Annotated in this window: 15 protein-coding genes, 1 tRNA gene and 1 riboswitch; of the genes, 6 read left to right on the top strand and 10 right to left on the bottom strand. The window is 71.9% G+C overall.

The window, feature by feature from the left end; genetic code table 11:
• Window positions 1–9 precede the first annotated feature (9 nt).
• A tRNA-Arg gene (locus FOF52_RS16450) sits at window positions 10–82 on the bottom strand.
• A gap of 174 nt (window positions 83–256) precedes the next feature.
• Between FOF52_RS16450 and FOF52_RS16445 the strand changes: the two genes are divergently transcribed.
• From FOF52_RS16445 to tenA, 4 genes are all read left to right on the top strand, one after another.
• On the top strand, window positions 257–1,726 hold the full coding sequence (locus FOF52_RS16445) for an NAD-dependent succinate-semialdehyde dehydrogenase (RefSeq protein WP_248590827.1): 1,470 nt from the start codon (window positions 257–259) through the stop codon (window positions 1,724–1,726).
• Between the two features lie 666 nt (window positions 1,727–2,392).
• Window positions 2,393–3,058, top strand: coding sequence for a response regulator (locus tag FOF52_RS16440; protein WP_248590826.1), 666 nt, complete (start codon window positions 2,393–2,395; stop codon window positions 3,056–3,058).
• Between the two features lie 39 nt (window positions 3,059–3,097).
• Window positions 3,098–3,535, top strand: a complete 438-nt coding sequence (locus FOF52_RS16435) for a pyridoxamine 5'-phosphate oxidase family protein (RefSeq protein WP_248590825.1) — start codon at window positions 3,098–3,100, stop codon at window positions 3,533–3,535.
• A gap of 67 nt (window positions 3,536–3,602) precedes the next feature.
• A riboswitch (TPP riboswitch) is annotated at window positions 3,603–3,708 on the top strand.
• Window positions 3,699–4,400 carry a thiaminase II gene (gene tenA / locus FOF52_RS16430; protein ID WP_248590824.1) on the top strand — a complete coding sequence of 234 codons (702 nt, stop codon included), beginning with the start codon at window positions 3,699–3,701 and terminating at the stop codon, window positions 4,398–4,400. (Overlaps the previous riboswitch by 10 nt.)
• A gap of 49 nt (window positions 4,401–4,449) precedes the next feature.
• Here the strand turns inward: tenA and FOF52_RS16425 are convergent, their stop codons facing one another.
• The 3 genes from FOF52_RS16425 to FOF52_RS16415 form a co-directional block, all read right to left on the bottom strand.
• A complete protein-coding gene (locus FOF52_RS16425) occupies window positions 4,450–4,932 on the bottom strand; it encodes a hypothetical protein (RefSeq protein WP_248590823.1) in 483 nt (160 codons plus the stop codon).
• A 288-nt stretch (window positions 4,933–5,220) separates the two neighbouring features.
• Window positions 5,221–5,907 carry a hypothetical protein gene (locus tag FOF52_RS16420; RefSeq protein ID WP_248590822.1) on the bottom strand — a complete coding sequence of 229 codons (687 nt, stop codon included), beginning with the start codon at window positions 5,905–5,907 and terminating at the stop codon, window positions 5,221–5,223.
• A 493-nt stretch (window positions 5,908–6,400) separates the two neighbouring features.
• Window positions 6,401–7,657, bottom strand: coding sequence for an LCP family protein (locus FOF52_RS16415; protein ID WP_248590821.1), 1,257 nt, complete (start codon window positions 7,655–7,657; stop codon window positions 6,401–6,403).
• A 355-nt stretch (window positions 7,658–8,012) separates the two neighbouring features.
• On the opposite strand from FOF52_RS16415, the gene FOF52_RS16410 reads away from it, so the two are divergent.
• Together FOF52_RS16410 and FOF52_RS16405 are read left to right on the top strand one after the other, a co-directional pair.
• A complete protein-coding gene (locus tag FOF52_RS16410) occupies window positions 8,013–8,399 on the top strand; it encodes a hypothetical protein (RefSeq protein WP_248590820.1) in 387 nt (128 codons plus the stop codon).
• A 27-nt stretch (window positions 8,400–8,426) separates the two neighbouring features.
• Window positions 8,427–8,783, top strand: coding sequence for a hypothetical protein (locus tag FOF52_RS16405; RefSeq protein ID WP_248590819.1), 357 nt, complete (start codon window positions 8,427–8,429; stop codon window positions 8,781–8,783).
• Between the two features lie 285 nt (window positions 8,784–9,068).
• Here the strand turns inward: FOF52_RS16405 and FOF52_RS16400 are convergent, their stop codons facing one another.
• The 6 genes from FOF52_RS16400 to FOF52_RS16375 form a co-directional block, all read right to left on the bottom strand.
• Window positions 9,069–9,746, bottom strand: a complete 678-nt coding sequence (locus FOF52_RS16400) for a response regulator (RefSeq protein ID WP_248590818.1) — start codon at window positions 9,744–9,746, stop codon at window positions 9,069–9,071.
• Between the two features lie 114 nt (window positions 9,747–9,860).
• Window positions 9,861–11,018 (bottom strand): sensor histidine kinase, encoded by a 1,158-nt coding sequence (locus tag FOF52_RS16395; RefSeq protein ID WP_248590817.1) that lies wholly within the window; start codon window positions 11,016–11,018, stop codon window positions 9,861–9,863.
• Window positions 10,982–11,305: a hypothetical protein gene (locus tag FOF52_RS16390; protein WP_248590816.1), complete on the bottom strand. Its 324-nt coding sequence runs from the start codon at window positions 11,303–11,305 to the stop codon at window positions 10,982–10,984. Before FOF52_RS16390 ends, FOF52_RS16395 begins: the two co-directional genes overlap by 37 nt.
• Before the next feature lie 40 nt (window positions 11,306–11,345).
• On the bottom strand, window positions 11,346–12,053 hold the full coding sequence (locus FOF52_RS16385; protein WP_248590815.1) for a signal peptidase I: 708 nt from the start codon (window positions 12,051–12,053) through the stop codon (window positions 11,346–11,348).
• A 223-nt stretch (window positions 12,054–12,276) separates the two neighbouring features.
• Entirely contained in the window at window positions 12,277–13,068 is a 792-nt protein-coding gene (locus FOF52_RS16380) for a hypothetical protein (protein ID WP_248590814.1), read from the bottom strand.
• Window positions 13,046–13,534 carry a hypothetical protein gene (locus FOF52_RS16375; RefSeq protein WP_248590813.1) on the bottom strand — a complete coding sequence of 163 codons (489 nt, stop codon included), beginning with the start codon at window positions 13,532–13,534 and terminating at the stop codon, window positions 13,046–13,048. Before FOF52_RS16375 ends, FOF52_RS16380 begins: the two co-directional genes overlap by 23 nt.
• Window positions 13,535–13,792 lie beyond the last annotated feature (258 nt).

Here is a 13,792-nt window from a genome sequence, read left to right as displayed (position 1 = left end):
TGACGTGCGCGCACTCGGAGGGACTCGAACCCCCAACCTTCTGATCCGTAGTCAGATGCTCTATCCGTTGAGCTACGAGTGCTGGGTTGTGCTGCGGCGCTGCTCGGCGCGCCGACACGAAAAACTGTAGCACAGGACGGGGGATGGCCTGGACCGATTAATCCGGGACCGTCCCGGTGGCCGTTAGCCGCGGGGTGTGTCGGGCAGGCGTACCGCGAGACGGTGCAGGACCGACACGACCGAGAGGAGTCCGGCCATGACCACGGTGGAACGCGAGGCGCGGATCGTCGAGCGGGTGCCCAAGCAGTTGTGTGTCGGCGGGCACTGGCGGGACGCCCGGTCGGGGGCGACGTTCAAGGTGGAGGATCCCGCGACCGGGTCGGTGCTGTGTGAGGTCGCTGACGCCGGACAGGCCGACGGGATGGACGCGTTGGAGGCGGCGGCCGCCGCGCAGGCCTCCTGGGCCCAGTATCCGCCGCGGGAGCGCGGGGAGATCCTGCGGCGCGCCTACGAGCTGCTCATGGACCGCCAGGACGACCTGGCGCTGCTCATGACCCTGGAGATGGGCAAGCCGGTGGCCGAGTCCAAGGGGGAGATCGCCTACGCCGCCGACTTCTTCCGCTGGTTCGCGGAGGAGGCGGTGCGGATCGGCGGCGGCTACGCGGTCGCCCCGAACGGGCAGAGCCGCCTGCTGGTCATGCGGCAGCCGGTGGGGCCGTCGCTGCTCATCACCCCGTGGAACTTCCCCATGGCGATGGGCACCCGCAAGATCGGCCCGGCGGTGGCGGCGGGCTGCACCATGATCCTCAAACCCGCGCAGCAGACGCCGCTGTCGGCGCTGGCGCTCGCCGACGTCCTCCAGGAGGCGGGGCTGCCCGACGGGGTGCTCAGCGTGCTGACCACCACCGACGCGGGCGGGGTGACCGGGCCGCTGCTGCGCGACGGCCGACTGCGCAAACTGTCGTTCACCGGGTCCACCCCGGTGGGGCGCGCCCTCATCAAGCAGAGCGCCGACCAGGTGCTGCGCACCTCCATGGAACTGGGCGGCAACGCGCCCTTCCTCGTGTTCGACGACGCCGACCTGGACGCCGCCGTGGCCGGGGCGATGCAGGCGAAGATGCGCAACATCGGGGAGGCGTGCACCGCCGCCAACCGCATCTACGTGCAGTCCGGGGTGGTCGGGGAGTTCGCGGAGCGGCTCACCGGACGCATGGCCGCGCTGCGGATGGGCCGCGGCACCGAGGCCGGGGTGGACGTGGGGCCGCTCATCGACGACCGGGCCCGCGGCAAGGTGCAGGACCTGGTCGACGACGCGGTGCACCGGGGGGCGCGGGTGCTGCTCGGCGGGGAGCCCGGCGAGGGCGCCGGCTACTTCTACCGGCCCACCGTCCTCACCGACGTGCCCAAGGACAGCGAGGTGTCCCGCACCGAGATCTTCGGCCCGGTGGCGCCGGTCATTCCCTTCGACACCGAACAGGAAGCGCTCGCCGAAGCCAACAACACCGAGTTCGGTCTGGTCAGCTACGTGTTCACGCGGGATCTGGGGCGTGCGCTGCGCATGTCGGAGGGGTTGGAGACCGGCATGGTCGGCCTCAACCAGGGCATCGTGTCCAACCCGGCGGCCCCGTTCGGCGGGGTCAAGCAGTCCGGGCTGGGCCGCGAGGGCGGCAGTGTCGGCATCGACGAGTACCTGGAGACCAAGTACGTCGGCATCGCCGGGTTCTGAGCCGGCCGCGGGGCGCCGGAACGGAGAAGGCCCCGCCGGGCGGAACCCGGCGGGGCCTTCGACGTCTGTGGAGCGGTACGGCGGTCGCCTCACGGCGGATTGCGCAACGCGGCTCCGGAGACCGCCCGCGGCCACCACCGGAGTGGTGTGCGGGCGCGGTATTCCGCGAAGGCTGTGGTTGGAGCCCGGGGGACACTTGCTACCGCACCGACCCACGCCCCACTGTACAACAGGGCCGTCGTGGGGGTCATTCCCCGACCGGAGGCTCTGCTCCGCGGTCCCGGAGGGACCCGCCGGGGGTTGACGGTGTGGGCCGGTACGGCGGTCGCCTCACGGCGGATTGCGCAACGCGGCTCCGGAGACCGCCCGCGGCCACCACCGAGGTGGTGTGCGGGCGCGGTATTCCGCGAAGGCTGTGGTTGGAGCCCGGGGGACACTTGCTACCGCACCGACCCACGCCTTGTGCAACGGACGGGGGCCTCCGAGGATTCCCCACACGGCAGATTTTTCTCCGGGACCCCGCCGGTCCCGCGGGCCCCACCCGGACCGGACCGCGGCGGCGCCCCGGTTCGGGACCTTTGGCGGGACTAATCGAGCCGTTCGGCGCGGCCTCCCCGGGGCTCGGCCGTTACGGTCGAAGAGAGACGAGGAAACCAGGGAGGCAGCATGCCGCGGGCGGACACGCCTGACCCGATCAGGGTGTTTCTGGTCGACGACCACGAGGTGGTGCGCCGGGGGGTCGCCTCGCTCCTTGAGGACGAGGACGACCTGACGGTGGTCGGCGAGGCCGGTACCGCGGAGCAGGCGCTCAGCCGCATCTCCGCGGTGAAACCGGACGTGGCGGTGCTCGACGTGCGGCTGCCCGACGGTTCCGGGGTCGAGGTGTGCCGGGAGGTCAGGTCCGCCCACCCCGAGATCGCCTGCCTGATGCTGACCTCCTTCGCCGACGACGACGCGCTCTTCGAGGCGGTCATGGCGGGCGCCTCCGGATACGTGCTCAAGCAGATCCACGGCTCCGATCTGGTGGGGGCGGTGCGTACGGTCGCGGCGGGCGGTTCGCTGCTCGACCCGCGCAGCACCGGGCGCATGCTGGACCGGCTGCGGCAGAACGGCGGCAGGCCCGACCCGCTGGCCGCGCTCACCCCGCAGGAACGGCAGATCCTCGACCTGATCGGGGAGGGGCTGACCAACCGGCAGATCGGGGAGCGGCTCTTCCTGGCGGAGAAGACCGTGAAGAACTACGTCTCCAGCCTGCTGGGGAAGCTCGACCTGAAACGCCGTACCCAGGCGGCGGTGCTCGTCGCGCAGTTGCGGGCGAAGAACCAGATCTGACTCCCTCCGGGAGGGCCGAGACGTTCAGGAGGAGGGCGCATGAACGTGGATGGGCGTGGCGCGGCCGCCACCGACACGGCCGGGTTGGAAGTGCTCACCCGGGAGGAGTGCCTGCGGCTGCTGGCCGAGGCTCCGATCGGCCGTATCGTCTTCACTGACCAGGCGCTTCCCGCGGTCCAACCCGTCAACTTCACCATGCTGGGGACGGACATCGTCGTCCGCACCTCGCCGGAGTCCAAACTCGCGCAGGCCACTCGGGACACGGTGGTCGCGTTCGAGGTGGACGACTACGACGTGGCGACGCGCACCGGCTGGTCGGTGATGGTGGTCGGGATCGGCCACGCGGTCGACGACCCCGAGGAGCGGGCGGTGCTGGAGGCGCTGCCGCTGCGTTCCTGGGCGCCGGGGCCCCGCTCGCACTTCATCCGCATCATGACCGACATCGTCACCGGGCGCCGCATTCCCCGGAGGCCCTGACCTCTGTCTCTCCTCCTCCGCGAGACCCTCCGTTCCCCCTCCCCGCGGTGAGGGCTAGAGTGACTGGCGTAACCACGCGGGGTGTCCCATGCGGGACTGAGACGGGCCGGGGCCCGAACCCGTTGAACCTGATCTCGTTAGCACGAGCGGAGGAACGGTGGGCGTGCTTCCTGTTGCCGCCGGTGAGACCGGTTTCACCGCCGACCTTGGGCGTCGGCACGCGGACCTGTTCGAGGCCTTCTACCAGCATCCCTTCCTCAAGGGCCTGCGCGAGGGCAGCCTCGCCAGGGAACAGGTGCTGCACTACGTCGGTCAGGACCACCAGTACCTGACCGCCTACGTCCGCTGCTACGGCCTGGGGCTGGCGCTCTCCCCGGACCGGGAGTGGATGCGGTTCTTCCACGACGGCGCTTCGGTGATCCTCGGCGCGGAGAGCCACGCGCACGAGGCGCTGTGCGAGTACGCGGGCGTCTCCTACGAGGAAGCGCAGGTCGACCACCTGGCGCCCAGCGCGCAGGCGTACGTCGACCACATGATGGCGGCGGGCCGCGACACCCTCGGTGTGCTGCTGGCCGCGCTGCTGCCGTGCCCGTGGACCTACCTCTGGGCCGCGGCGCGGTTCACCGAGGAGGCGCCGCTGGCCGCCGACCACCCCTTCCACGGCTGGTGGGACTTCTACGCGGGACGGTACGAGACGGACAAGCTCGCCTGGACGCGTTCGCTGCTGGACCGGGCGGCCGCCGAGGCGGGGCCCGCCGAACGGGAGCGGATGGAGCGGGCGTTCGTGGCCAGCTGCCACCACGAGGTCCGGTTCTGGGAGATGGCGTGGTCCCTGGAGGACTGGACTCCGCCGAACGGTTCCTGACCCGGGCACCGGCGGCCGGTCCGCGCGGACCGGCCGCCGGTGCGGCGGGCTACAGCGACAGGCCCTCGCCCAGCAGCCCCTTGCCGAGCAGGCCCTCGGTGGACAGGCCCAGCGTCTCGGCGGGGTCGGCGGCGTCACGCTGCGGCACGACGTCGGGCGCGGCGCCGCCGAGCAGCGACCCGGCCCTCTCCTGGTGGACCGCGGACCGGCGTTCGATCTCGTCGAGCAGCACCTGCGCGGTGTCCTTGCCCTCGGGCAGCACGGTCAGGTCACCGGAGACGGTCGGCTTCTCCTCGCCCTCGGTGACGGGGGCCCTCATCGGGACGATCCGGTCGTCGACCAGGTCGCCCGGCAGCGAGTCCGCGGGCGCTGCCTCACCGGGCAGGCTGATGCCGAGCCCGCCGAGCGGTCCGGTGAGGTTCTCGGCGGTCGGCACGGCGGCGAAGGCGACGCCGCCGCCCAGGGCGACCAGCCCTGCGGCGCCCAGGGAGAGGACGACGGTCTTCACGGTGGCGCGGATGGTGTCGAACATGGGTTCTCCTCACTGAGTCGGTGTTCGGGGAAGGAACACGAGATGTGCGGCCGGGACGGGAGTCGGCGGGTGTGGGGTGCGACTCCGGCGTGCCGACACGTCAGCCGAGCGGTTCGACGGGCCGTTCAGCTGACCTGAGCCCCGCGGCGGTCGGGTGCGCGGAGTTCAGGACAGCTTCCAGAGCGGGCTGGGGCCGCGGGCCGGTCGGGCGGGAAGGACGCGTCGCCGGTGGTCGGAGACGGTCGGCCGCCGGGGCGGTGCGCGGTCGCGGGCCCGGAACCGGAGCGGCTAGTCGGGGGAGAAGGAGGGGTCGGCCGCGTGCTGTCGGGTCGGAAACGCGGCGGTCGGGCCGACCGTGGCGGTGAGTGCGTCGCGGCGGGGCGCGGCGGGCGGGCGGGGGAGGTAGCCGACGAGCGCCCCGGGGAACGAGGGGCCCTGCTGCTGGGCCTGTGCGGGCTGGGGCGGAGCGGACGCCGCGGTCGCGGACGGTTCCGTTCCGGGGTCGGCCGGGGGCGCGGCGGTGGCGTCCGGTTCGGACGCGGTGGGGTCGAGGACGGGGCTTGCTGCGGGGGCGGCGCCGGATCCGGCCTCTCCGGACTCTGGGGAGCGCCGGGGAGAGGTGTCCGGGGTGCCGGGTGCTTCGGCGGGGGCGCGGCCGGTCTCGGGGGAGCCGGACCGGGGGCCGGTCGGCGTCGCCGGGGACGGGTCCGCCGCGACCGGGTCGAGCAGCGGGCCGAGGCCGACGGCCCGGGGGAGGTCGACCGGCGGCGCCGGCGCGGCGGAGTCGTCCGGGGTGAGCACGTCCTGCACGGTTCCGGTCAGGTCGGCGATCTCGACAGGCTGCTGCGCCCCGGCCCGTTCCGGGACCAGGGCGACCTCGGTGAGGGTGTCGAGCGTGTCGGCGAACGCCGGGGCCGTCGCGCCGAGCACCCAGGCGACCAGGGTGAACCAGCCGAGGGCCACGGCGCGGCGCACCGGGAGGGACCAGAGGGCGCGACCGAGACCGCGGAAGCGCGGTGTGCGCTCCGTCCGTCTCCTCCACGTCATGGTGTCCTCCGGGTGTGCCGCCGACATGTGAACACTTTGAGTAGTTCTTTGCTTACTCAAAGTGTTGCTCGCTGTGGTCAGTGACCGTAGCACGACCACGGCTCAGAAGGGGAGCCGCTGCGGGGAAAACACCGTGCTCACCTGGACCGTTGGGACCAAAGCCCCGGCCGTATGCGGTCTTTGTGCCGATGCCGCGCCCCCTCGGTCTGGGGTTGACTGATGGTGGCGGTCGAGAGTGCGGTCCTCGACCGCCGTCAAGAAAGCCCCCGACGGGGCGGGCGCGAAAGAACTCCTCACTTCGGCTGTACCGGGCAGACTCCACAGCCGTTGAGCGCCCCTCGCGGGGACGGCCGGGAGCGCGGACCCGGCCGTCCCCGCCGTTTCCTTTCCTCCCCGCTTCCCCGACGGCCGGCCGGCGGCGTCACCACCCCTGCGTTCCGGTGGTCTCCGTGCCCAGGCCCAGACCGTTGACACACGGGTTGGCGGTCGCGTCGCGTCCCTCGATCGCGTCGTGGGGAGTCGCGGACGGGACCGGTTCGTGGTGGACCGAGGGGTCGGTGGAGGGCTCGGCCGGGTAGGACGGGGTGAGGTCGGCCGACGGGCTCGGCTCGGCCTGCGGCCGCCCGGTCTCCAGCAGCGCGTCGTCCACCGGTTCGTCCTCGTTGATCGCGTGGAACAGGCGCGCGGCCTTCTCCTCGTTCCAGACCACCCGGTTCGGGTCCCAGGGGGCGGGCCAGGACGGCACCGTGTAGAAGGTGATGTTCCGCGGTTCGACGTCGGACAGGGTGAACCCGATCGACAGCATGGTGTCCAGGGTCAGTTCCGCGTCGGTCGCGGTGTACCGGGTGACCGAGTCGAGCAGCGCGTTCAGCTTGACGGGGTTGGCCAGCACCCTGCTGCTGAGCACCTGGGAGGCCAACGCGCCGAGGAACATCTGCTGGCGGTCGATGCGGCCCAGGTCGCCGCCGTCGCCGATCTCGTAGCGGGCCCGGACGAAAGCGAGCGCCTGCTCACCGTCCAGCACCTGGGTGCCCGCCTCCAGGTCGAGTTTGGCGCGCTGGTCGTGCATGGGTTCGGGGATGCACATCTCCACCCCGCCGATCGAGTCCACCATCTCCCGGAAGCCCACGAAGCTCAGGTGCACGAAGTGGTCGACGCGGATCTGGGTGAGCGACTCGATCGTCTTGACCACGCACGGCGGTCCGCCGTGGAACAGCGCCGCGTTGATCATGCCGTAGTAGCCGTAGGTTCCCTCGGTCTCCCCGTACGGGTCGCAGTCGGGCAGGTTCACCAGCGAGTCGCGGGGGAAGCTGACGACGATGACCCCGTTGTCGGGGGAGATGTGCGCCAGCAGCAGGGAGTCGGAGCGCTCGCCGACGAAGTCCCGGCCGCCGTAGGCGGCGTTGCCCCCCTCCCGGCCGTCGGAGCCGATGAAGAGGATGTTGACGGCGTCACCGATCTTCGGCGGACGCTCTTCCTCGGGCAGGAGGGCGGTCAGGTCGTGGTGGACCATGTTGGCGCGGAGCGACCGGTAGTAGACGTAGGCCGTGCCGAGGCAGGCGATCAGGGCTGCGGCCAGGCACAGGGAGGTCCACACCACCACCCGCCGTCTGCTGCGGCGGCGCGGTGGCGGGGAGTCCGTGGAGGAGGCGGCAGGCGTGGGGGCGTCGTCGGACATGGGGGCTTCCACGAGGGGTGTGGGACTCCGGGGAGTCAACGTGCCAGGGCACCGGATCAAAGGCACAACAGGTGACAAGAGGTGACTGGGAGCCGATCCTATGAGATTCCTCATGGGGAATGCACGGCGAGGGGACCGTTATCGGACAGCCCAGGTTACAGATCGGTACCGCGCGAAAAACACCGTTCCCCGGTGGCTTAGGGTGGAGGGGAATCACGGTGACCGGCTCTGTTGCCGCTGTTCACCGCCTGGATTCAGTGGACCGACAACAACGGCGACTCAGCGTGTGAAACCGGACTTCTGGATGCCTGTCTCCCCCTTCTCCTCGACCGGCGAGCCCTTCCGGTTGCCAGCCGTGTCCGACCACGAGCGGCAACCCGATCTGGTCGAACGGATCACGGACGGACTGCGCGACCATTCCCGTGTCATTCTGGACGCGGCCACCGACCGGGACCGGCAACGCACCGTCGCGGCGGGCAAGGTCGCGGGCAAGCACCTCAAACGCGCGACCCGGGCCACTGTCACCAGCAGGGGCGTGCTGGTCGAGTTCGACGACCTCGACGATTCCTACCAGCAGTTCCAGGACGAGCAGGAGCAGTGGCGGGCACGGCCCCGGCCGACCTCTTCCGAGGCGGCTCCTCCGGTCGAGCAGTCCGTCCACCACCCCCCGGAAGGACAGTTGCCGCGGCGGATTCCCGGAGCGGGCCCCCGGCCGGGGGCACCCGGCCCCGGTCGGCGCTGAGCGGGACACGAGACAGTGGAGAGAGCAGTGCACGACGTGCTACCCGGGCCGGTCCGCTGGGCCAGAATCCTGGTCTTCGTCCTGGCCGGCCTCATCTTCGTGCAGAACGCCGTGCAGTTGCTGGGCGTGGCGTCCGCCGCGGAGGCGACCAGCCACCTGGTGGCCGCCGGGACGTCCGGCGGTGCGCAACTGGTTCTGGGACTGCTCATGCGCCGCCACGGCTGGCCGGTGCTGGCCGCCGTCATCGTCGTGCAGGTGCTGACCGTCGCCGCCACACTGCTCTCGGCTGCCCAGGGGGTCGCGCTCACCCAGCTTGCCCTGCCCGTGGCGGTGGTCGTGCTGGTGCTGACCCGTCCCTCCCGGGAGTACTACCTGGGGACCTGACCCCCGTTGGCCGCGGCCGGGGTCCGGAACCGCCGTCCTCGCGGACGCCCGTGGTCCCTCCCCGCGCGGCGCCGGGGCGGAGCGGCGGCCCCGGTCGGGGCCGTGCCCCGGAGGCCGCCGCAGACGCGGAAAGAGAAGGCGGGCGGTGGTTCATCCCCCCGGAAACCACCGCCCGCTGCCATCCCCCCGGTAGAGGTCCTGACCCTGGAGCGGGGGTCCAAACACCGGGCGGCGAGAAATCTTCGCCTTCCCCTCCCCCGGGGGAGAACACGGGGCGCCGGCGGTCTACCCGTCCTGCTCCTTCGCCAGCGCGACCGCTTCGAGCTGGGATTTCACGTTGAGCTTGGCCAGGATCGACCGGATCTGGGAGCGGACCGTGGCGATCGAGACGTACGACTCCTCGGCGATCACCTTGGCGCGTTTGCCCTCCACCAGCGCGGCGAGCACCTGGCGTTCCCGCTTGGTCAACTGGTCGAACATCTGCTTGGTGGCGCGCCGCTGCGCCTGCCGGGCGCGGTACTCGGACAGCAGCTCCTGCCGCTCGGCGGGGTCCATCATCGGCCGGCCCGCGAAACCGTCGAGGATGGCGTAGATCAGGTCCTCGAAGGGCACCGACTTGGACAGCCAGGCCGCGGCCCCGGCCGCGAGCGCCTCGGCGATCCGCTGCCGTTCGGTGCTTCCGGTGACCAGTAGGACCTGCCAGCCGTCGCGGTTCAGGTCCCGCGCCAGCGTCACGCCGTCCAGGGGGCGTCCCGCGGCGTCGTTGCCCAGGTCCAGGTCGAGCAGGACCAGCGACGGCCGGAGTTCGGCGGCCTGGGCGAGCACGTCCGGCGGGGCCAGGGAGGGGGCGCGTACCGCGTTGATGCCTCGGCCGCGCAGTGTCATCTCGACGGCGGCGCTGAACAGTTCGTGGTCGTCGACGATGAGGACCGACGGGGAGACCGGGCGGTCAGGGGTGGGCATTGCCGCTCCCGTTACTCGTGGTGGGGGTGGGTGTGGCGGACGGTTCGGCGGGACGGCCCGACCCGTTCCGCCGGGAGGAGGGACCGCGGGGACAGGGCGGTCCGATGCGGACGACTATCCCGAACGCGACTTCACGGGCAGGTCGATGAGGACGGTGCAGCCGGAGCGGTCCGGGCGGTTCGGGGCGATCCGCAGCCGTCCCCCGTGGGCCGCGAGCAGGTCCTGGCACACGGCCAGACCGATGCCGTCCCCGACCGAGCCGCTGCCCCTGACGCCGCGCCGCACCACCTCGCTCTCCTGTCCGGGCGGGATGCCCGGGCCGTCGTCCTGGACCCGCACCCGCACCGTGTCGCCGCGCCGATGGGCCTCCACCCACACGTGCGCGCCGGGGGCGTGCCGTTCGCAGTTCGCGAGGATGTTGGTGACCACCTGTGCGATGGCGTCCTGGGGCATGTCGACGACGAGGTCCTGGTCCACCGTGAGGTCGATCCGGGTGCCGTTGCCGCGCCGGATCAGCACCAGCTGCTCCAGCAGCGGCCGGAGCCGGGTCCGCTCCTGGCGGTTCTGCTCCGACTGCGGGGACAGCATGGCCCGCATCCGGTTCAGTTCCGCCGACAGCGCGGCGCGCAGGGCGGCGCGGTCGACCCTCCCTTCCGGGTCGTCCATGGTGAGCAGCTGCGCCGCGCCGTCCACCCCGGCCAGGGCGTTGCGGAGTTCGTGCGCCTGCGTCGACAGCCGCTCGCGTGCCTCGACGGCCTCGGCCTCGGCCTTGGCGAGTCGCTCCCGGTCGAGGTGGAACCGCTGGTAGGTCCGGTAGGCGACCTGGAGCACGGCCAGCAGGACCAGGGTCGTGCCCAGCGCGCGGATCGCCGGGACCAGCAGCGGCGAGTACAGCAGCGGGTCGCCGCTCCAGAACCGGGGCGCGTGCCCCAGGACGATGGCGAGCTGTCCGAAACCGGTCCACACCCGCATGCGGTGCCGCCGCAGCAGTCCCGTCACCAGGGTCGTCAACGCGACGTGCAGCCACAGCAGCGCGGCGCCGTAGAGCAGGAAGGGCGAGCGGACCACCAGGTGGGCGGTTTCGGGGAACACCGCGGCGACCGCCCCCGCGGCCAGGGAGCACACCGTTGCGACGAACAGGCCGCGCAGACCGGTCGCCGGCGTCCGCAGCGGACGCATCGGCCAGGGGCGGGGCCGGTCGAAGGGGACCACCGCGAGCAGCAGCAGACCGATCGTCAGCAGCGTGCCGGTGTGCCGGATCGTGGCCACCACGATGGTGTCGACGGTGGCGGCGGCCAGCCCCGAGGCCGTGGGGGGATGACCACCATGCCGTAGAGCATCATCGCGGCCGCGATCCGGCGCAGCGAGGGCTGTTCGGAGAGCCGGGTGACCAGTTCGGCGGCGAATCCGGCGGCCACCGCGGTGGCCGCCGCGAACATCGCCATGGTCGCCATCGCCCCGGAGGTCAGCGAGACCCAGGGCTCCAGGGCGGAGAGCGTGAGCGCGCTGCCGATGACCAGCGCCAGCAGGACGCCTGCTTCCACAACGAGTCTGCGCACGGTGCAACCGTCCTTCACTACGGGGGCAGAGCGGGAAGGCTCATCGGGACGCGCCCCCTCCGCCCGCCACCGGGGGGACCGGCCGCGGCCGGTCGTCGTCGGACGGCTCGTCGTCGCCGAGCGCCACGCTGAGCAGCCAGATGCCGAAGACGAAGAGCAGACCGGCCAGAACGTAGACGAGGGTCGGCCCCTGGACCAGGGCCTGCTGGGCGTAGCCGAAGTAGGGGATGTGGTACCACACCCTCCCCTGGACGTCGGCGGCGGGGACCGGGGGGTCGTCGGGGACCGTGTTGGCGTCCCCCTGGGTGTGGAAGAACGTGCCCTCGGCGGTCGTCTCGACGTCGATCACCCGGTGGGTCACCAGGGGGGCGGAGGCGGACTCGGCGACCTCCGTCTGGGCCGGGGCGGCGTGGGTGAACGTGATGATGTCGCCCACCTCGACCTCGTCGGGCGCCACGGGGCCGGCGATCACCACCGAGCCGACCGGGAGGGTGGGTTCCATGCTGCCGCTGAGCACGATCAGGGCCTGGGCGCCGGTGACACGGGGCAGCACCGACACGGAGAAGACGATCGCCAGTGCGACGAGCACGAGAATCGTCACGGTGATCCGGAACAGTGCGGAGAGGACGCGGAGAATCACGGAACGTTTCTTGGGTCCGGGGTCCGGCGGCTCTTTCCCGTGGTCGTCCTCCGAGAGTCCGCCGGGCGGCGAAGTACCGTCGCCGACCTGGTCGAGACGGTCGTCCATGTGCTCTCCCCTTCGCGTTCGCGTGCCTCGCGGGCCTGGTCACCGCGGCTGTGCGACGCGGCGGAAAACCCGTTCTCGCGTGATGCGTCGAACGGACGGAGGGAACAACACCGGTTCGTGTCGCCCGTCAGCGATTTTACGAAGAATTGATATGAATCGGAGCATCTCATGAAGTTTTTGAATTTTCTTCGGGGGGTCGGAGACGCGTGCACGGACGAGGTGTTCACCGTTCGGTAGAACGGTCCGCCGGCTGCCGTTCCGCTCCGCCTCGCCGCGTCATGAGAAACAGCAGGGCGCCGCCCGCGACCAGGGCCACCGCCAGGCCGACCAGCAGCATGATCCGGGCGCCCGTCTGGGCCAGGTCCGCGGAGCTGTCGCCGCCCACGACGGTCGACCGCAGCTCCACCCCGTCCTCGGCCGTCTCCGGCACGGTGCCCAGAACCGTCTCGGCGCGCCACACCAGGACGAAGTCCACCGAGTCGGTCTGCACCTCGTTGCCGGTGCTGGCGGGCAGGCGCAGGCCGATCACCACCTCGGTCTCGCCCTGTGCGGGGACGGTGACGAGCTGGCCGCTGCCCGAGACGGCCTCGTCCAACGGCGCGCTGAACATGCGGACGTTGTCCGGGGTGCCCAGCCGCAACCGCAGGTGCTCGCCCAGTTCTCCGTCACCGTCGCAGGTGTCGTCCACCCGGGACTCGGGGCCGCTGCACCCGTTCTCGGCGTTGCGCAGGTCGTCCACCCGCACCCCGACGGTCACCGGCTCGGGGCGCTCGTTGACGACGGTGACCAGCCAGGAGTCCTCGTAGCCGGGGGCGATGTCGGACACGTCGAGACCGTGGAAGCCGCTCACGTCCACCTTCTGGCCGATCCGGACCACTCCGCCGGGCCGGGGGGAGCCCTCCGCGAGGACCGGGGCGCCGGAGGCCAGCACCAGGGCGGGGCACAACAGGAGCGCGGCGGTCCGTGCGGCGATCGACCGGGCGGTGGAGGGTTCACTCCTGCGCAAAGTCGCCACCTCTCGGTTCTCGTGCGGTGGAGGCGTCCGGGTCGGACGAGGACAGGCCGCCGTGGGGGGAACGAGGGGAGCGTCCTTGGCCGTCCCCCTCGAAGGGGGCGTCCTGGGGGACCCCCGAGGACTCCTGTGGGGACGGTCGTGCTCCGGCACCCTCCTCCTGCTGCGGGGAGGACGCGGGGGAGACCGGGGCCGAGGGGGAGGGGTCCGCGGCGGGGGGTGTCGGCTCCGCGGGGGCGGTGGGGGACGCGGAGGCTGTGGGGGCGGGGGCGATCACCTCGATGGGGGGAGTGGTGGCGCGCACTGTGAAGGCGGCGCTCGTGCCCGCCAGGGACAGCAGGGACAGCGCTGCCGCGGCCGACGCGGCGGCGAACACCACGACCAGAGCGACGGAGCGGACCGCCGCGGCCGACGGGTTCGGCTGCCGTGTCGCTGTGCCGGCGCCGCGGTCGGCGCGGTTGATGCTCATGCTGTCGATCCTCGAACCGGGACGTTGGGAACTGTTGTCGGCGGTCTGGGCCACGACCACGGATATCACCGACCAGACTGCCCGGGGCGGAGCGGGGGCTCATCGCCAAAAAAGGGGGAAACGACTTCGTCCACTTTGGGGATGACCGGGGAACGGCGGATCGGCAGAGTGCTCTACGGCAGAACCGGAGGGTCCGGTGGCGGAGCACGGCCACCGCGGTGGCGACACCGCCGGTACGGGCGTGCTGCGGGTGCGAAG

It is taken from the genome of Thermobifida alba (assembly GCF_023208015.1).
Classification (GTDB): Bacteria; Actinomycetota; Actinomycetes; order Streptosporangiales; family Streptosporangiaceae; genus Thermobifida; species Thermobifida alba.
Note: the sequence above shows the minus strand (reverse complement) of the source record. Positions and strands in the feature narration are given on the sequence as shown.